Origin of the sequence: Escherichia sp. E4736 (assembly GCF_005781225.1) — a bacterium.
GTDB lineage: Bacteria > Pseudomonadota > Gammaproteobacteria > Enterobacterales > Enterobacteriaceae > Escherichia.
On sequence record NZ_VATT01000054.1, the window covers coordinates 13,573 to 32,052 of the forward strand.

Annotated in this window: 20 protein-coding genes; 3 read left to right on the forward strand and 17 right to left on the reverse strand. The window is 46.6% G+C overall.

Translation table 11 applies throughout. The annotated features are described in order from the left end of the window. The 15 genes from motB to flgB form a co-directional block, all read right to left on the reverse strand. Positions 1-899, reverse strand: an 899-nt coding sequence (motB, locus tag FEK46_RS23520; RefSeq protein ID WP_165383335.1) for a flagellar motor protein MotB, incomplete at its 3' end; no start/stop codon positions are given. Then, positions 896-1,789, reverse strand: a complete 894-nt coding sequence (gene motA / locus FEK46_RS22705) for a flagellar motor stator protein MotA (RefSeq protein ID WP_130209523.1) — start codon at positions 1,787-1,789, stop codon at positions 896-898. The genes motA and motB, both read right to left, overlap by 4 nt. A 237-nt stretch (positions 1,790-2,026) precedes the next feature. Continuing rightward, complete coding sequence (locus FEK46_RS22710; protein ID WP_135560377.1) at positions 2,027-2,764, reverse strand: RNA polymerase sigma factor FliA; 738 nt, start codon at positions 2,762-2,764, stop codon at positions 2,027-2,029. Positions 2,765-2,939: 175 nt separating this feature from the next. Then, positions 2,940-4,592, reverse strand: a complete 1,653-nt coding sequence (locus FEK46_RS22715; protein WP_130209527.1) for a methyl-accepting chemotaxis protein — start codon at positions 4,590-4,592, stop codon at positions 2,940-2,942. Positions 4,593-4,688: 96 nt separating this feature from the next. Next, complete coding sequence (gene flgL / locus FEK46_RS22720) at positions 4,689-5,624, reverse strand: flagellar hook-associated protein FlgL (RefSeq protein ID WP_135560376.1); 936 nt, start codon at positions 5,622-5,624, stop codon at positions 4,689-4,691. A gap of 36 nt (positions 5,625-5,660) precedes the next feature. Further along, positions 5,661-7,298 (reverse strand): flagellar hook-associated protein FlgK, encoded by a 1,638-nt coding sequence (gene flgK / locus FEK46_RS22725; protein ID WP_130209531.1) that lies wholly within the window; start codon positions 7,296-7,298, stop codon positions 5,661-5,663. 98 nt (positions 7,299-7,396) lie between these two features. Continuing rightward, a complete protein-coding gene (flgJ, locus tag FEK46_RS22730; RefSeq protein WP_240731152.1) occupies positions 7,397-8,347 on the reverse strand; it encodes a flagellar assembly peptidoglycan hydrolase FlgJ in 951 nt (316 codons plus the stop codon). After that, complete coding sequence (locus FEK46_RS22735; RefSeq protein ID WP_276319617.1) at positions 8,347-9,408, reverse strand: flagellar basal body P-ring protein FlgI; 1,062 nt, start codon at positions 9,406-9,408, stop codon at positions 8,347-8,349. The genes flgJ and FEK46_RS22735 overlap by 1 nt, the downstream gene beginning before the upstream one ends. Positions 9,409-9,476: 68 nt before the next feature. Next, positions 9,477-10,190 (reverse strand): flagellar basal body L-ring protein FlgH, encoded by a 714-nt coding sequence (locus FEK46_RS22740; protein WP_130209535.1) that lies wholly within the window; start codon positions 10,188-10,190, stop codon positions 9,477-9,479. A 55-nt stretch (positions 10,191-10,245) separates the two neighbouring features. Continuing rightward, on the reverse strand, positions 10,246-11,028 hold the full coding sequence (flgG, locus tag FEK46_RS22745; RefSeq protein ID WP_130209537.1) for a flagellar basal-body rod protein FlgG: 783 nt from the start codon (positions 11,026-11,028) through the stop codon (positions 10,246-10,248). Positions 11,029-11,051: 23 nt separating this feature from the next. Next, positions 11,052-11,789 (reverse strand): flagellar basal body rod protein FlgF, encoded by a 738-nt coding sequence (locus FEK46_RS22750; RefSeq protein WP_130209539.1) that lies wholly within the window; start codon positions 11,787-11,789, stop codon positions 11,052-11,054. Positions 11,790-11,798: 9 nt separating this feature from the next. Then, positions 11,799-13,007 carry a flagellar hook protein FlgE gene (gene flgE, locus FEK46_RS22755; RefSeq protein ID WP_135560375.1) on the reverse strand — a complete coding sequence of 403 codons (1,209 nt, stop codon included), beginning with the start codon at positions 13,005-13,007 and terminating at the stop codon, positions 11,799-11,801. A 33-nt stretch (positions 13,008-13,040) separates the two neighbouring features. Then, positions 13,041-13,754 carry a flagellar hook capping FlgD N-terminal domain-containing protein gene (locus tag FEK46_RS22760; protein ID WP_130209543.1) on the reverse strand — a complete coding sequence of 238 codons (714 nt, stop codon included), beginning with the start codon at positions 13,752-13,754 and terminating at the stop codon, positions 13,041-13,043. A gap of 10 nt (positions 13,755-13,764) precedes the next feature. Then, positions 13,765-14,169 carry a flagellar basal body rod protein FlgC gene (gene flgC / locus FEK46_RS22765; protein ID WP_130209545.1) on the reverse strand — a complete coding sequence of 135 codons (405 nt, stop codon included), beginning with the start codon at positions 14,167-14,169 and terminating at the stop codon, positions 13,765-13,767. A gap of 8 nt (positions 14,170-14,177) precedes the next feature. Further along, positions 14,178-14,591: a flagellar basal body rod protein FlgB gene (gene flgB / locus FEK46_RS22770; protein WP_130209651.1), complete on the reverse strand. Its 414-nt coding sequence runs from the start codon at positions 14,589-14,591 to the stop codon at positions 14,178-14,180. 277 nt (positions 14,592-14,868) lie between these two features. Between flgB and flgA the strand changes: the two genes are divergently transcribed. From flgA to flgN, 3 genes are all read left to right on the forward strand, one after another. Then, a complete protein-coding gene (flgA, locus tag FEK46_RS22775; protein ID WP_130209547.1) occupies positions 14,869-15,567 on the forward strand; it encodes a flagellar basal body P-ring formation chaperone FlgA in 699 nt (232 codons plus the stop codon). A gap of 68 nt (positions 15,568-15,635) precedes the next feature. Then, a complete protein-coding gene (gene flgM / locus FEK46_RS22780; protein ID WP_130209549.1) occupies positions 15,636-15,929 on the forward strand; it encodes a flagellar biosynthesis anti-sigma factor FlgM in 294 nt (97 codons plus the stop codon). A gap of 15 nt (positions 15,930-15,944) precedes the next feature. Next, positions 15,945-16,391, forward strand: coding sequence for a flagellar export chaperone FlgN (gene flgN, locus FEK46_RS22785; protein WP_130236383.1), 447 nt, complete (start codon positions 15,945-15,947; stop codon positions 16,389-16,391). 122 nt (positions 16,392-16,513) lie between these two features. Here the strand turns inward: flgN and flhC are convergent, their stop codons facing one another. Together flhC and flhD are read right to left on the reverse strand one after the other, a co-directional pair. After that, the gene (gene flhC / locus FEK46_RS22790) at positions 16,514-17,065 is read right to left on the reverse strand and encodes a flagellar transcriptional regulator FlhC (protein ID WP_130209553.1); all 552 of its coding nucleotides are present in this window, start codon (positions 17,063-17,065) and stop codon (positions 16,514-16,516) included. A 10-nt stretch (positions 17,066-17,075) separates the two neighbouring features. Beyond that, entirely contained in the window at positions 17,076-17,423 is a 348-nt protein-coding gene (gene flhD, locus FEK46_RS22795; protein WP_130209555.1) for a flagellar transcriptional regulator FlhD, read from the reverse strand. Between the last annotated feature and the right edge of the window lie 1,057 nt (positions 17,424-18,480).

Here is an 18,480-nt window from a genome sequence, read left to right on the forward strand (position 1 = left end):
TCAGGTTTGCTGGATGGCGCAGAGAGTTTTTGTTCTGTCACATCACTGTTAAGCAACTTATCCTCGTTCATAATTTCTTGTTCTTTCTCTTCACTCAGCACGAGGATACTGATGCGACGGTTGACGGGATCGTCTTTCGCTGTACCGGTCTGATTCATACTGTCAGCATCACCGATAACCTGTAAGAATTTGCCAACTTCCAGACCATGATTAATAAGTATTCTTCTCGCCGCGTTAGCACGATCAACGGAAAGTTCCCAGTTGCTATAGCCTGCGTCGCCGCCGGCATAAGGCAACGAATCAGTATGTCCGGTTACCATTATGTGATTCGGTAATTGGTTCAAAACAGGCACTAATGCCTCCAGAATTCCGACCATATAGGTTTCCGGTGTCCAGCTACCAACTTTAAACATCGGGCGTTCCTGGCTGTCCGTTATCTGTATCAACAGTCCATTCGGGGTCAACGATAAACGTAAATTTGAACGGAATTTGTTCAGACGGGCATCCGTCTTCATGATGTCGTGCAGCTTTGACTCTGCATGCTTCAGCGTTTTATTTCCCGAATAGAAATGATCTTCCTGCTTTTGCAAAACAGTTTTCTGAACTTCCCCATTCTGATGAACAACATCCTCGCCACCGCCGGGAATAATACTTTGGCTCTGAGTATCTTTGTCGCCATGTTCGGCCATAGGTACGCCGATGGGGATTTTGAAATACTCTGCAAGCTGATGACGCTGCTCTGGCGTGGAGGAAGAAACCAGCCACATAACCAAAAAAAAGGACATCATGGCAGTCATAAAATCGGCATAAGCGATTTTCCACGAACCACCATGTAAACCTTCTTTTTTATTACCTGAGCGTCTTACAACAACAATGTTGCCGGTCCCGTTGTTCTTCATGGGGCCTCACCTGTGGAAGAATTATTGGCCGAATATTTCGCCTGGCGAACATGTTCCTCAAGCTCGGCAAAGCCCGGACGTTCGCTGGTAAAGAGGGTTTTTCGACCGAACTCAACCGCAATTTGCGGCGCAGAACCATGAATACATGACAGCAACGTAGTTTTAATACACTGAAGCATTTTTATTTGCTCGGCACTTTTCTGCCGTAACAGAGACGCCAGCGGAAGCACCAAACCATAGGCCAGTAGGATCCCTAAAAAGGTTCCCACCATCGCATGGGCTATCAAAGCACCAAGTTCAGCGGCGGGTTTATCTACTGCGCTAAGGGCGTTTACGACCCCCATAACGGCCGCCACAATACCGAATGCCGGTAAAGCATCACCTGCAGTCTGCAAACTGTGAACCGTTGTTTCATATTCCATTTCGCAGGTTTCAATTTCCTCATCCATTAAAGATTCCATTTCAAAGGCGTTCATACTGCCACTGATCATCAGTCGCAGGTAATCAACCATAAAATTCATCACGCTTTTATCTTTCAATAAGCGTGGATAAGAAGAAAAAATATCACTACTTTCAGGATCTTCAATATCATTTTCCAGTGACATTAGCCCTTTTTGACGTCCTTTACTTAGCAGTAAAAACATCATGGCCAGTAAATCCATGTACATTTCTTTTGAGTAAAGTGCCTTAGCCCGGAATAAGACAGGAAATGTTTTTATAGTTGAACGAATAGCCTTGCCATTATTACCAACGATAAATGCACCCAGACCTGCGCCAGCGATAATCAAAAATTCGGTTGGCTGATATAATGACATCAGATATCCTCCGGCGAGGACATAACCACCAAACACAGTCACAAAAACTACAAAATATCCTAATAAAACAAGCATGTTCGCTCCTTACCATCGGTCATGCCTGGTATAAAAAAGGCTGACAGAGATGTTCACTACGATGAAAAACTACCGAACATCCCGACGGCAGCGTAAACAACGACAAAGAGAAATCTCTATCGTGATAATAAAATCACGAAGGCGAATGCTCATGGTTGCATATCTGTACAGGAGGTACGACAATCACATATTAGATAATAATATCTGTAACTGAATGACCAACCTCAGGACATCAAGTTATTGCAGATTAATATCTGCATGCATTTCAAGCCTTGCTCTTAATCTTTTGATTGTCTGACTGTGTAATTGGCTGATGCGTGTTTCTGTCACAGATAACAAGAGGCCAATCTCTTTCATATTAAGATCCTGCTGATAATACAGATTTAATAGAAACTGCTCTCGCTCGGGTAACTTCTGAATTTCTTCACTAATTTTCTGCATAAGATCTTTACGCAGAATATCGTTTAAAGGATTTTCCTCATCAGTTTGAAATTCAGAAAGTTCGAACCCTTCAACCCCATCTTCCATCAGCTCATCAAGCGAACATATCAGGCTTGAGTTTGTTTCCTGTAAAACAGTCTGGTAATCCTGCAGCGACATTTCCAGTTCCGCTGCGACTTCTTGTTCTGTCGCTGCATTGCCGGTTCGCTGTTCCACGCGAGCTATCGCTGCGCTAACTTCACGCGATTTTCGCCTTATGCGGCGCGGCGCCCAGTCATTTTCACGCAGTTCATCAATGAATGCCCAGCGAACACGCTGCGCCAGAAAAACTTTCAGTTTCACCCCCATACTGGGATCAAACTGATCGACTGCGTTCATCACTGCTATTGCACCAGCCTGCATCAGGTCATCCAGTTCAACCCCGGCAGGGAGTCGAGCTTGCAATTTAAGGGCTTCGTGGCGGACCAATCCGCCAAATTGCGCCCATAAATCACTCTTATTATATGTTACAGCCAGATTATATAACCCCTTCACTTTACCATATTCCGTATTATTACAATGAAGGCTTATTATTCGGCATTCCCGGGTAATCACATAGCCTGATAAAAGCGATTAAAGTGAAACATATCAGGACTTCAATAATCAAAGGTAAATTCATCTTTTATATACCTAATAATTATCCTGATATGTATCTTACTATTATTTTAATTTAGAATGATTCCCACTCATCATCTGACTGAATTGGTGTTTTTTTCGATACATCAGGTAATACATGTTTTCTGGTTTGTTTTTTAACATTCCAGGAACGTTTATCTTTTTCTTCTTCGACAACAAAAGAAGAAACCATATTATCCAATTCCCCGGCATTCGTTTCGACATCACTGGTGGTTTTAGCGGCCTGCTCTACCATCGCAGCATTTTGTTGCGTAACCAGATCCATTTCATTGATTGCCTGCGCAATCTGGCTTATGCCGATACTTTGCTCATCAGAAGCTGAGGTAATTTCTGCCATGATATCAGTAACCTGAATGACAGATTTGACGATCTCCTTCATCGATTCCCCGGCGACAACCATCTCCTGAGAACCGGTATTCATGTTGGCGACACAAGTATTAATCAGCAAACGAATCTCTTTTGCTGCATCTGCGCTACGTTTAGCCAGGTTGCGAACTTCACCGGCAACAACGGCAAACCCGCGCCCCTGTTCACCTGCACGCGCCGCTTCTACTGCCGCGTTCAACGCCAGAATATTGGTCTGATTAGCAATGCTGTCGATAACGCCGTTGATATCTGCAATCTGGCGGGAACTGTCTGATATTTCACGCATAATTCCGTCAAGATTACTCATCACATCACCGCCGTTGCGTGCGCTAATGCTGGCGCTTTCTGCAAGTTGTCTGGCGCTGTGGGCGTTATCGGCGTTCTGACGAACGGTGATTTTTAGCTCTTCCATACTGGCAGCAGTTTGCTGCAGTGCAGAAGCCTGTTCTTCCGTGCGTGATGACAAGTCATTGTTGCTACTAGCAATTTCATGAACATTATGGTAAATCTGCTTCACGCCGCCACGGATGCCATTAACCGTTTCCGTCAGCGACAAACGCATTTTTTCAACTTCAGCCAGCATTAAGCCGATTTCATTCAGATTACCAATTTTTGTCTGATGGCTCAGGTCACCGCTGGCTATTGCCCTGAACGCCTCTTTTGCCATCTCAAGTCGTTGAAAAAGATTGCGTTTCAACCAGATCCGCGAAACTAAAAATATTACAAAGCCCAGCAATAGCGTAATCACCGAGATGGTGGTTATTCTTTGCGTTTCTATGTCTGACTCGACATTAAATTTGTTGGTAACACGAGCGGCTTCGTCCAGATAAGCGTCAATACTAGTGCGTAATGCATGTTGCACGTCCATATCGTCAGCAACGATATTGCCTGGATAATCTTCCGGATGCGTGATGAATCCCATTTTATTGGTTTCTCTGTCCAGAGCATCCTCAAAGCTTTTTTTGACAACCAGCGCCCGGTTATGTTCTTCCTGGGTGGTGAACGGCTTATCCATAAACTGGCTGATTAGCTTACGTGATTTATTTAACACATCACGATAAGTATCTATTTCATCCTGAGTAATTTCTTGTTTGGTAATATTGTGCATCATCAGCGAATTAATTCCGCTGAAACTGTCAAGCGTATAGATAGCCGCCATCATCAGAGATTCATTCTTATCCAGAGATAAGATGGCTCTGTCAAAATTCCTTGATGCGTTATTTGAGTTCACATAACTCAAACCGGATACCAACACGAGAAATAAGATGAACATACCCAGCAGGATATTCATCCAGGTCGAAATATTAAAGTGTTTTAACATGATTTCTTAACCAAAGTAAAAAATACCCTACTGGTAAGTGATTACCCTAATAATAGATATATTTCCCCTTCCCTGAATCAGGTCAGGGTTCAATATTTACCCAAGCGTTTTGAATATAGAAAGCTGCTGCATTGCCTGAAAAACGCTCATGGATGAATTTAAAGCAAATTCAGACATTTTCGATTCAGATAATACGCTGATCATGGTGTCCCAGTCAGAACCGGTTGATTCCTGCAGTCGACTCTGTACGGTAATCGCCTGAGTATCAGCACTGCTTCCCAGCGTTTCCAGCTGTTGCAGACTTGAGCCTACACGCGCCTGGATTTTTCCCAGGTTATCAATGGCTTTATGTACATCAGTATTGGTTTGCCCAATGGTTGCTTCAAACGTTTTACGTTCAGCGTCGTTCGGGTTTTCCGGCAGATTATTTAACGCGTCAATGGTCTTCTGTAAGGATTGCAGGATATTATCGCCCGTTACCGCATCAGTCGGGAAAAGCGCATCACCTGTCGTACCGGTCTGCATTTCCGTACTGTCTGACACATTCTGTGTCATTGGCGTCGTACCGCCAACGTAGGTGCCATCGGCCTGAAACGGTGCAGCACCTGTTTTATAGCCCGCAAAAATGTACTGTCCATCGCTGTTTTTGCTGTTCGCCAGGTCGAGCAAACGGCTGCGGATCCCGGATAATTCTGTCGCCAGCGCTTCGCGGTCCGCTTTGCTGTACGTTTCAGATCCCGCCTGAACAATTTTGCCAGCAAGGTCTTCGGTCAGTAAGCCGGATATAGACGTCAGCGTGTTATCTTCCTGCCCGAGGGCATCCTGAGCATATTTTCTTGCAGTATCAAACTCGCCCAGACGTGAAAGCGCATTTTGATACATCACCGCCTGTGATGCCTGACCTGGATCGTCAGACGGTTTCAACAGAGTCTGACCGGCAGAAAGGCGCACGGAGAGATCGTTATAATTGGTCATGGCTTTAGACATACTGTCTAACTGACGCTGATACATAAAACTGGTGCTAAGGCGCATAGCGATTATCTCAAAATAGAATATGTCAGTGACGTATTATTTAAGGCTTAACAGTGTGTCAAAAAGACTGTTAGCTGTTTTAAGCACTTCGGCATTGGCCTGATAATATTGAGAAAACATCTGTAAGTTGACGTATTCCTCATTCATATCTACCCCTGAAACCGCCTGCTGTTGCATTGCCCACTGGTCGCAGGCTTTTCCGGCGGTATCCTGTTCTGCCTGAAGGGTGCTGACCGTCGATCCCACAGAACTTACCAGGTTGGCATAAGCACCGGTCAGGGTCATATCTCCGACAATCTTTTCATCCTTAAGACCGAGCAGTATCGCAATATTTTTGTTGTTGCTTTGGTCTGTCACATCTTGCGAGTCGGAGGCAGCAATTCCATCGCCATCGGTAATCGCCACTTTAATGCTATCTGCCGCGCCGGAAGCAGGATTCAGCGTAAAGCTGTCACCATCATTGGGTGTACCTGTCGGTGTCACGGTGATGCCGTCAAATGAGAGTGAACCACCAGGATTAACGGTTGGCGTAACGGCTTTACCCTCGCTGTTTTTCACTTCCCAGGCATTAGATGTGCCATTCCAGGTGATAGTATAATCTTCGGCATTAACCGCTGAGGCGTTATCTATGGTCACTCCCAGGGAAGCACTGCCGCTATTAGAGTTATAGCCTGTTGCCTGCGGAGCATCGAGACTGAAAATATCGCCACCGTGATTACCGTTATGATCATAGCCACCTTTATTGACCTCATTAAATCTCGACGCCATTTTCAGCGCTAACTGATTAAGCTGATTACGGGCATCGACCAGATCGGTATTACGGAATTTAAACAAACCGCCGAGATTACCTGTCGTGGCATTTTCATCCAGCAACTGGGGATTACCGGTGGCATCGATGTAAGCAACCTGCATCTGAGACGGATTTTTATCTGACGGAGTCGCTTTTAAATTGTAAGACTTACTGCCATTGACCAGTGACATGCCGTTTTGCATTGAGACATTCACACTGCCCGTGTCTTTATTTTCCGTGACATTAATGCCGATCTGCGTACTCAGTTTATTTAACAGTTGATCGCGTTTATCGAGTAAATCGGAAGGCATTCCGCCCGTCTGGCCATGAATCTTGTCGATCTCCGCATTCAGATTTGCTAACTGAGTGGTACAGGAGTTGATATCTTCAACGCTTTGACTGATTTGCGTGTTGGTATTTTTATCAAGGCCATTCAGAGTCTTGCTGTTAGAACGATACTGATTCGCCAGCGCTTCAAATTGCGACAATACACCCTGACGCGCAGCAGGATCGAGCGGGTTATCACTGACCGCTTCCATTGCCGTAAACATATTGCCAAGCGTCGTGGAGATGTTATTGGTATCATCCCCTAACATGTCATCAATCTGGCTGACCTGCTGGTAACGGCCCTGCATGGTGGTAAATTCTGTTGTTGCACCACGTACCTGATTATTCAGGAATCCGTCATACATGCGCTGAACGTCATCCACGGCGACACCATAACCAAAAAAACCATAATTAGTAGACTGGCCGCCCGCTTCTCCAAGCATAATGTTTTGACGGCTATACCCTGCCGTTACGGCATTCGTCAGGTTGTTTCCGACGACGTTAAGGGCACACTGCGCCGCGCTTAATCCATTCTGAGCCAGATATAATAAATTCATAAAGTACCCGCCATGTCGACGCTGATTGAAATCTTTAGGTTATAAAAACGCTGCTTTACTAATAAATCGGCCTGAGTGAAATTCCCTAAAGACTGTATTTAAAATATTGATGAAAGGTCCGTGTTATAGGCATTCACAGCATGCTCAGCCCGACCTTTAACTTGTTGAATAATGTTAATTAATTTATGTGCGTATGCAGGATCGGTAGCATAACCGGCTGACTGAAGCGCTTTTGCCGCCGCCTCTGGTTTTACGGCATTGCAGACATGTCGGTAACGCGGGTTATTAACCAGTAATGACGCGTAATCCTCCAGCGCCGCTGTATAAGACGGATAAACCTTAAATCGCGCTTTGGTCTTATTCGCCACCCCATGTTTATATTCGGTAGTGGTTATTTCCGTCGTTTCACCGTGCCAGTCAGATGCGGCTTTTATGCCAAACAGGTTATGGCTGGGTTTGCCGCTTTGTGTTGGGATTTCACGATTTCCCCAGCCTGATTCAAGCGCGGCCTGCGCAATAATAAGCTGATGCGGGATCCCACTTTTGCGGGCAACGGCCAGAGCAGGTTGCAGCAGGCGTGAAATAAAACCGCCCCCTTCCCGTAGTGCCGTTTCGGGTAGCTCCCGAACAGAACGAGGCACTAATTGCGATAGCGAGAAAGAATGCGCCGGTAAATGAGGCAGCGCCGCATTAAAATGCGACGTGGACGGGACATACGGCTGAGAAGTGGCGGTCTGCGGATGAACACCACCGCCCATCTGGGCGACCATCTGATCCGCAAAGCCAAGTTTCCCCGTTTGCGCGATGTTCTGCGAAATTTGCTGATCGAACATCGAAGTAAACATCGAGGACTGTTGTGAATCCATCGCCCCGCTTCCCAACGAGGCATCGCGCATACTCTTCAGCATCATCTGTACAAACAACCCTTCGAGTTGTTGTGCCGCGGCTCTCAGACCGTTTGCCGAATTACTTTTTACGTCCCGCTTAAGCCCGTCAAGGCTATGTTCATCAAATGCGGCACCATTAGATATCATTGACAGGCTGTTCATTAATTGATCTCCAGGCGTGCGTGCAGGCAACCGGCGTCATTCATCGCTTGCAGGATCGCCATCAAATCATTCGGCGTCGCACCGAGACTGTTCAGCGCCCGTACTACATGGCTTAAATCGGCACTGGTGCTGACGCGTTGCAAAGAACCGCCCTGCTCACGAACAGAGACTTGAGTTTGCGGCACAACTACCGTCTGTCCGCCAGCCAATGGCGTGTCCGGTTGACTCACCTGACTGGAATGGGCGATATCCACGCTCAGATCTCCCTGGGCAACAGCACAGGTATCAAGCGTGACATGGCGGTTTATGACCACCGACCCGGTACGCGAGTTAATAATGACGCGAGCATCTCCGGAACCAACATTCAGTGACAAATCCATCACCGCAGCCAGAAAACGGACTCTGGCAGCCTCGCCATTTGGCGCATACAGTTTTACTGTCCGCGCATCTTCAGCCACAGCTGCGGAATAGAAACGGCGATTAATGGTGTCGCTAATCTTCTGGGCAACAGAGAAATCACTCGCGTTAAGCAACAGTTTTAACGGGCGCTGGTTGGCGTAATCCATCGGTACTTCACGTTCAACGGTTGCGCCGTCGGTAATACGTGCGCCGTTGAGCTGATTCACCTGTACGCTGCTTCCGCGGCTCTGAGCTCCGGCGCCGGAAACCAGCAAATTGCCCTGCGCCAGCGCATAGATCTGATTATCCGCGCCTTTCAGCGGCGTCATCAGCAATGTGCCGCCACGCAAACTTTTGGCGTTACCCATAGACGAGACGACCACATCGAATTTTTCACCCGCACGGGCAAAAGGCGGCAGTTCTGCCGTTACCATTACTGCAGCAACGTTTTTCAACTGCATACTCGACCCAGGCGGGACGGTGATCCCCAGCTGCGAAAGCATGTTGTTTAGCGTCTGCGTCGTAAACGGTGTTTGCATGGTCTGGTCGCCTGTACCATCCAGACCAACGACCAGACCGTACCCCATCAGAGAGTTACCACGCACACCTGACAACGAAGCCAAATCGCGGATACGCTCTGCCCTGACCGACAGGGAGAGCATAATTAACAATAACAGGCCGGTCAGACGGGTAAATTTATGCCAAAAATAACGATTCATCACCGACACCTTTAGAACGGAGAAAGATTCAGGAACAGACGCTGTAACCAGCCCATTTGTTCGGCTTCGTTGATATAACCGTTACCAACATATTCGATACGCGCATCGGCAACCTGCGTGGAAACCACTGTATTGCTACCACTGATTGTCCGTGGGTTAACCACACCGGTGAAACGGATAAACTCAGTCCCCTGGTTTATCGCTATTTGCTTTTCCCCGACCACGCGCAGGTTGCCGTTAGCGAGGACATCGCTGACCGTGACGGTGAGCGTACCGCTGAAAGTATTTCGAGCAGCCGCACCGCCTTTACCCGAGAATTCATTTTTACCGCTGATCTCCGTATTAGCCCGATCGCCACCAAACAATCCTTCGATAAAGTGCGGGATTGTCTTGAATGAAAGCCCTGTCGAACCGCCATGAGAAGCATTGGCAGACGAACTTTTGCTGGCGCTGACATTTTCCTGCAACACGATGGTCAATGTATCACCCACATTTCTTGGGCGACGATCTTCAAACATCGGCTGAAAGCCATAGTTCATCGTGCCGCCAGGCTGAAAAATCGCGCCATTATTAGCAGGCTGATACGGGATCTGCGGCGTCACAGATGTTGCACCTTCGACCAACGGTTTATGAGGGATATACGCGCATCCTGAAAGAAGCGCGACCAGGGCAACATGCGTTAACAGACGCCGCAGTAAGCGGCCAGAATCTATCGGATAGGTCATAACGATCACATAATAAAAAAAAGCCGCGAAACCACCTGCGGCTCAAAGGCACAAATCAAAGCTGCGTTAAACGCTGCAGCATCTGGTCCGAAGTAGAGACAGCTTTGCTGTTAATCTCATAGGCACGCTGAGTCTGAATCATGTTGACCAGTTCCTCGGCCACGTTGACGTTCGACGTTTCCACGTAGCCCTGTCGCAGCGTACCTGCGCCATTCTGACCAGGTGTTGTTTCATTCGGTGCACCGGAAGATTGCGTCTCCCGGTACAGGTTTTCACCAATGCTTTCCAGACCGGTATCATTGATAAAAGTACTCAGGGTAAGCTGCCCAACCTGTTGTGGCTGCGCCTGCCCGGCAATGGTGACGCTGACAATACCGTCGTTGCCGATGGTGATAGATTTTGCATCCTGCGGTACGTTTATCGCCGGCTGAACCGGATAACCGCTGGAAGTCACCAGTTGACCGTTCTGATCAAGCTGGAACGAACCATCACGGGTATACGCTGTGGTGCCATCCGGCATCATAACTTGCAGGAATCCATCCCCTTCAATAGCCACATCTTTCGAGTTGTTGGTCTGGGCCAGGCTGCCCTGGCTATGAATTCGCTCAGTGGCCACCGGTCTTACCCCTGTTCCTAACTGTAAACCGGAAGGAATAGTGGTTTGTTCAGATGACTGAGCGCCCGGCTGGCGTAGCGTCTGGTACAACAGATCTTCAAATACAGCTCGCTGACGTTTAAAACCATTGGTACTTACGTTAGCCAGGTTGTTGGATATAACATCCATATTGGTCTGTTGTGCTTCCAGGCCCGTTTTTGCAATCCACAGGGAACGGATCATGCGTTATTACTCCTTACCAGTGATTAGCTGGCGCTCAATAACTGATTAGCGTTACGTTCATTGTCATCAACGGTTGTGATGACCTTCATATTCATTTCAAAGCTGCGCGCGGTGGTGATCATGTTCACCATTGAATTGACGGGGCTGACATTGCTGCCTTCCAGCATCCCCGGCATAAGCTGCAGACTCGTATCCGCCGCCAGCGAACTGGCATCACGGGTATGGAATACACCGTCATCGCCGTGCTGTAGTTCGCCTGGTAGCGCATTGACAATCTTGATGCGCCCGGTTTGCGCTACGGCTGACGGTTCTTCACCGGCACCCAACGCAGAAATGGTGCCGTCTGGCGCGATAGTTAACTTTGCCTGAGTAGGTACGGTCAGCGGACCACCATCGCCCATCAGTGGCAGACCACGGACTTGCAGTTGCCCGTCCGCCGTCATCTGGATATTGCCGTTTTTGGTGTAACCTTCGGTACCATCCGGCAGTTGTACTGCCAGCCACCCTTCTTTTGGCAGCGCGACATCCAGCGTGCGGTCGGTTTTTTCGACTGTTCCCGAGGAGTAGTCACTACCAGGAGTCGATTCGGTCACCAGCGTGCGGGTCGCCATTGACGGGCCGTCTACCGGAACGGCACGATAAGCGGCAATCTGTGCGCGAAACCCCGGCGTCGAGGCATTAGCCAGGTTATCAGACACCACGGCCTGGCGATCGAGGGCCGCCGTTGCGGCCCCCATAGCGGTATATATCGCGTGATCCATGTTTTGCTATTAACCCAGGTTAACCAGCGTTTGCAGGACTTCAGACTGTGTTTTGATGGTCTGAGAGTTGGACTGATAGTTGCGTTGGTAGACGATCATGTTGACCATCTCTTTACTCAGATCCACGTTTGAGGCTTCCAGTGCGTTACCGCGCAGCGTACCGAGGTTCCCGGTATCAGAAATCCCAACGACCGGCTGGCCGGATTCCGGGCTCGCAGACCAACAGTTGTTCCCTGCTGGCTGCAGCCCGCCTGGGTTATTGAAGTTAGCCAGAACAACCTGGCCCAGTAACTGCTGCTGCCCGTTGCTGTAAGAAGCAACAATCTGGCCGTTATCGCCAACGACATAACCCGTCATCGTACCCGGCGCATAACCCGTAGTTTTCGGGCTATCCATCGAGTTATCAGAAGCCTGCTGCGACAGTTTGGATAAATCGAGATCGAAGTTAAGTGCTGCGGCACCGTTGTACGAAGCGCCATCGACTTTCAGATTTGCGGGGGTCGTAACGAGCTTTCCGCTGGAATCAAATGTTATGTCAAGTTTTTGAGGTGTAGCGCCCGGAGCGGTAGAGTCATTAGAGTAGACGGACCATGTGTTATCTGCCGTTTTGACAAAATAAACATTAATGGCATGCTCATTACCCTGGCTGTCATACGCATTCACTTGGGTAGAATAGTTATAGGAATCGCCATCAGTCGTTTTAAACGGATGCGTTACTGTATCAATTTTTGTATTTCCGGAATCCAGGTTACCGCTCAGGCTACCTGCATTAGAGGCTTTTGCCGGCATCGCGCCCGTTGGGATCTGCAAAGGCCCGACCGGTGAACCAGCCTGGACAGTTGGCGGTGTACCAATGGCCATATAACCGCTCAGGCGCATCCCCTGACTGTTCACGATATAGCCATTGGCATCGGTCTTGAACTGACCGTTACGGCTATAGAATATTTTCCCCGCTTCGGTTTCCATACGGAAGAAGCCATTGCCCTGAATACCCATATCCAGCGGGCTGGCGCCAGCGCCAAGAACACCATCGCTGAAATTCTGATCAACGCCAGCGACCTGAACGCCCATACCGATTTGCGAACCTGCAAACACGTCGGCAAATGAAATAGAGCCGGACTTAAACCCGACAGTTTGCGAGTTGGCAATATTGTTGCCGACGACATCCAGCGCCTGTGATGCGGCGTTTAACCCGCTAAGACCTTGTGAAAAACTCATTTTATTTCCCGAAAAACAACATAATGAAATTGATTATTCAATGAGATAGACATTGGCCAGCGTGGCCGTCTCATCATTACCTAACTGCAGAACAGCCCCTGTCTGGGTGAAAGAAACACTGTCTACTTTTGATTTTTTCAGCGACACGATGTCAGGAGTGCTGCCGTCCGGGTTGGTAGCGGAATACGAAACGGTAAAATTCGTATCGCTTACTGTGCGTGGATCGGAAGGCTCGAAATCACTGAGATCGTCCAGGGTATATTCATGCACGCCGGCTTTAACATCTTTCAATTTTCCGGTGTAAGCATTTCCTGCATCATCAGTCAGCGTGACAGTGACGTCGCTCGCATCCTGATTGACAGAGAGCGCAAACTGATTATTGCCACCCTGTGCGGTAGAAACAGTGGTATCACCTTCTACCAATACCTGGCGCCCTACCCATTCGGCAGCATTCATCTGCTGCATACTGGTGACCAGCATCCCGACGCTATTCACTGTGCCGTTCAACTGCTGCACACCCGCCGCCGTATTAAACTGCGCCAGCTGAGTCGTAAGCTGGTTGTTATCCATCGGATTGGTGGGGTCCTGATTCTGCATTTGCGCAACCAGCAACTGCATAAAGTTATTCATAATATCTTCGGCGCTGCTGCCATTGGTGGCGGAGGCCGCGCTATTACTGGTTGCTGCTTGACTGGCTTTATTAACTGCGGCAGAACTGCGTTGTGTCATGACGGGTAAAACCGACATTACTATTTCCTTACTGACCCAAAGTCAGTGTTTTGAGCATCATGGTTTTCGCGGTATTCATTACGTCGACATTGGCCTGATAACTGCGGGAAGCTGAGATGGTATTAACCATTTCGCCCACCACATCGACATTCGGCATATGGAGATAGCCTTTGTTATCTGACTGAGGGTTGTCAGGGTCATAGACCAGACGATCCGGCGCATCGCTTTCCACCACATCACTGACTTTCACTCCGCCGATCTCCTGATCCGCAGCATGATCAACGCTAAAAATGACCTGTTTGGCTTTATATGGTTTACCGTCCGGCCCGGCGATACTGTCGGCATTGGCCATATTACTGGCGCTGACGTTCAGACGCTGAGACTGGGCGGCCATCGCTGAACCGGAAATATCAAAAATACTTAGAAGTGACATAATTTTATTTATCCCTGACTAACAACCGTCATCATGTTTTTAATCTGTGATGTCAGAAACGTTAAACTGGACTGATATTTCACTGAGTTATCTGCAAAATTAACACGCTCGCGATCCATATCTACGGTATTACCATCAGCGCTGGGTTGATCGGGTATACGATAAAGAGGTCGTGGATCAGTCATTAAATGCGTACTGTCAGCAATATGTCTTTCAGAGGTAACCGTCAGACTCATATTATTGTCAGTCGCCTGACTGCGGTTAACGGCTTCCTTTAACTGTTGCGAAAAATCGATATCCCGTGCGAGATATCCTGGTGTATCAGCATTCGCGATATTAGAAGCAAGGATGCCCTGGCGTTGCGTCAGCAGACTCAACGCATGCTGCTGAAACCGGAATTCACTGTCGAGTTTATCCAGCATGAGATAAAACCTTTCTTGTTTATTAACAATATTGCGGTGCATTTTATGGTGAGAGGTCGAAAAAACCATAACGCAAATATGCGACAGCAATGACGTCAATTAACCAGATTGTTCCCCAAAATGGCATACAAAAAACACTTTGATATATTTTGAAATGTCTATCCTGCAAACAAACGCTTTTACGGCATCACATTAGCGAGTAAAAAAATTGCTTCTCAGGATATATTATTGTGCATGTCTTAAGTCGAAAGCTTTTCTGACGAAAGGTCGATAACAAATGTTATTTAAACGTTTACCCCTCGTTTTATTACTTTTCCTGATCGTTTATCTTAATCTGACAATCCTGGCTCATGCCTCACAGTCAACCGGTCAGTCGCTGTCGTCGCGTATCGCATTGCTGCTGGCCCCTTATAGTCAGGGAATGCCACAATTACAGGTTACGATCCTGACCCCTACCACTCAACTGGCAACACTTTGTGGAAACCCGGCATTACGTTTACCTGGCCATACAAAAAAACTAAGCGGCAATCACAGCATTATTGCCTCTTGCGGAACACATCAGAAATTCATCCAGGTTTCTGTAAGTGCCACGGCGACATACTGGCTGGCAGCACATGAACTTACACCTGGGCAAACGGTAAGTCAGAATGATATCCAGTCACAACGAGGGAATATTGACCATCTTCCAGCCGATCTCATCCTCGACCCACAGAAGATTATTGGTGCAACGCCAACCCGATGGATACAACCAAATCATCCTCTGACTTTCAGCGAACTACGCCAGCAATGGGTGATCCACACAGGTGAAAAAGTTGATGTGATGACCAAAGGCGATGATTATGAGATTCATACCACCGGAAAAGCATTAGACAATGCAACCCTCAGAGAGTCATTTCGCGTACAAATGCACTCCGGGCAAACCCTGCTGGCGACAGCCGTAGGTAACGGTAAGGCATTTATCAGCCAGAACGACTGACTTCAGTTATTTCCCTGTACGCCGATATACATAGTACCCATTCATTATTATTTCGAATCAGGATAACTATGAGTATCGAGCGTATTTGCCAGACCTCTCCTGTACAGGGAGCTGACATCCGACAATCAACGGATTCACGTCAGCCTCAACCGCAGGGTGGATCACTGCGATCCGACGATCAAGATGCCAGTGTGCATGTTGAATTAAGTCATCTGTCTGACAGATTTACCTCAGATGATTCCAACGATGTAGACCACGCCCGCCTCGCCAAAATCTCTGCGCAAATAGCCGCCGGTGAATTAACCCTGGACAGTGATCATATCGCCGCCCGGTTGGTTGATGAGATTATTCGATTTTCATAAACCAGGAGTAACAAAGTGAAAGATCAGTTAGAAAAAAATCTTATTAAATTGCAAACACTTCTTGATGAACTGGAAGGTACCTTGCTGGAAGAAGTTTCCCAGCTCAGCCGCGCGAGAATAAATCCAGTCTCGCTTCAGGTTATCTCTGATAATAAAAGTCGTTTGTTGGCTGCAATTAATTTTTATGATGAAGAACGTAAGCATGCAGAAAAAAATGCACAGCTTTATATTCCTTATAAAAATAATGCCAGACTTGCCACTCGTTGGGAAGGGATTACTTTGGTGCTACGTCGTGCAAGTGATTTGAATCAAAGGAGTAATCAATTACTCGAAATCCATATGGAAAGAGTAACCACTCTGCGAAAATTAATAGTTCAGACTGGAAATATGCCATCACTTTATGGAGAAGACGGCGATCATTCTCATCATCACGTTGGAAATAGTTACCGGATTTCTGTATGAGTCTGGTGAAGATAGCAGCCAGAAAACCTCTGTCACTCCACGTCTTTATAATCGCCCCCATCCCTGCCATTCTGTGCATTTGAAATCCACAGATGGCAGGAAGATATGCGTATTAGTTTTCATTAAATCTCATGGCTTACATGTTCAATTGATTGTTCTTTCATTTTTTTGCTTGCGCGAGAAGGTGGAAAACACAGGCTACAGGTAAAGGTGTGCAAACTGTATCCTGGTGTTGTGACAAAACTGCCACCGCAACCGCAACAACGCGTCAATTCTACCATTCCGCAGTCAATGAAGCGTAACAGCGTCCAGGCTCTGGTTAAGCTCAGGATAGACTTCTCACCGGATTCCTTCTGAATCTGGTCCAGATACAGTCGGTAAGCTTTAAGCATGACTTCGACTGGACGGCCAAAGTTTTTCTTTTGCAAAAAGCGATAGATGTTATAGAAAATCGAAGAATGAATGTTCTGTTCCCATGACATATACCAGTCAGCAGAAAATGGCAGCATACCTTTTGCAGGCGAACACCCTTTAATTTCTTTATAAAGTCTTAATAACCACCGACGACTCAGATTCGTTTCACTTTCAAGAACCTGCATTCTTGCGCCAAGATTAATCAGTTCCATTGCAATTTGAGCATCCTTAACTTCATTAATAATGCTTTTATCACTCATAATCGTACCCTCAGATGGCAATGTTTTTCTGTTCGGACAATGAATCCAGTAATTCTGTGGAAAGAATAATTCCAGTGTGAATACGTTGCAGAGCATCAATCCTTGAATCTCTGGTTAAACAATTAAGTATCATTTCACTGTCTATACGTAAACGACAAATTAATTGTCCGGTAGACGATAATTTAATCAACTGAGGAAGAGATAAACCCACCAGAGATTCCATTGTCGCTTCATTTAGTCCCAGTCTGAAGCCGGCAGATATTTTATCCTCCAAAATTAATCGTTGTGCCAATAAAAGGTAAGTCAGATTCAAATCATGGATTGCTTGTGATTGTTCAGAAAGTTCAATCGCATTCATTATGTTATTTCTCCAGACAGACTCTTATTGAGCCCAGCTATTAATATTTAGACACAAAATAAAACATTATATTATCGCCTGATTCTACTGAACACATCAGGTTGGCTTACTGATAAATATTTAAAGATGACTGCTTCAAAATAATATCCTGGTGTTGGGAAACCTATGGTTTTCTGCTATTAAGTGCAAAAAATCATCTAACATATTATTTTAAAAGAAAAAAATCATAGTATATACGCAGACATGCCACTATTATGATAGGTCGAGATGGCATCACAGCACTGTGAGGATGATTTCAATTTTACATAAAAGGTCATAACTCTTATGAATGGTGATAACTATGGGTTATTTCCAGAAAAGCAAAATGCCGTTGAGTTATTTCATGAGTTAGATTTTAAACAAATGATCTCGCTATCAAAAGACCTTAGGAATCATTTCATGATAAAATATTATTTTAATATAAACAAGATGTTATGTGTGTACTATAAAAACATTCCTAATGATATTTAAGTTGTAATTAAGTATCTTGTACTAACAAATGATACTTTACAGTAAATTCAACTGGCTTAGAGAGATTTCATTCTTAAAAGCTGTCATCCACCTTTCAGTTGAGTTATCAGACAAATACCCATTTTTGTATGCATTGCCGATTTTCGTTGATATCAGGTTATTCAGACAGGAAAGACAGTGAAGTGATAAACGTTGGCTGGAGTATCTCAGACGAAAACGTCAGGGCTGCATCACCAGTCAGCAGGGAATAGCAGGACGAAAAGCGCCATGAAGAGCTCTTCAGACGTCTGGAAACAAAATGGGGTCCCGTAAATGGTTAAGCGACTAAAGACAAGGTCTGGCAGTAAAACAGAGGTTATGTAGTGGGCGACGACTATTGTGTCGGCTCTCTCTTTTTCCAACGGCGGGCTGACATGTGAAGAATCAGAGTGCGGTTATTGCTCTTGCCGTAGAATAGTGGTCACAATCATATGACCACTACAGTGACAGTATTCTGACAACGCTTTCCTGGACAGGCTCTTACTCCTATTGGAGTGCCCCCAAGCCC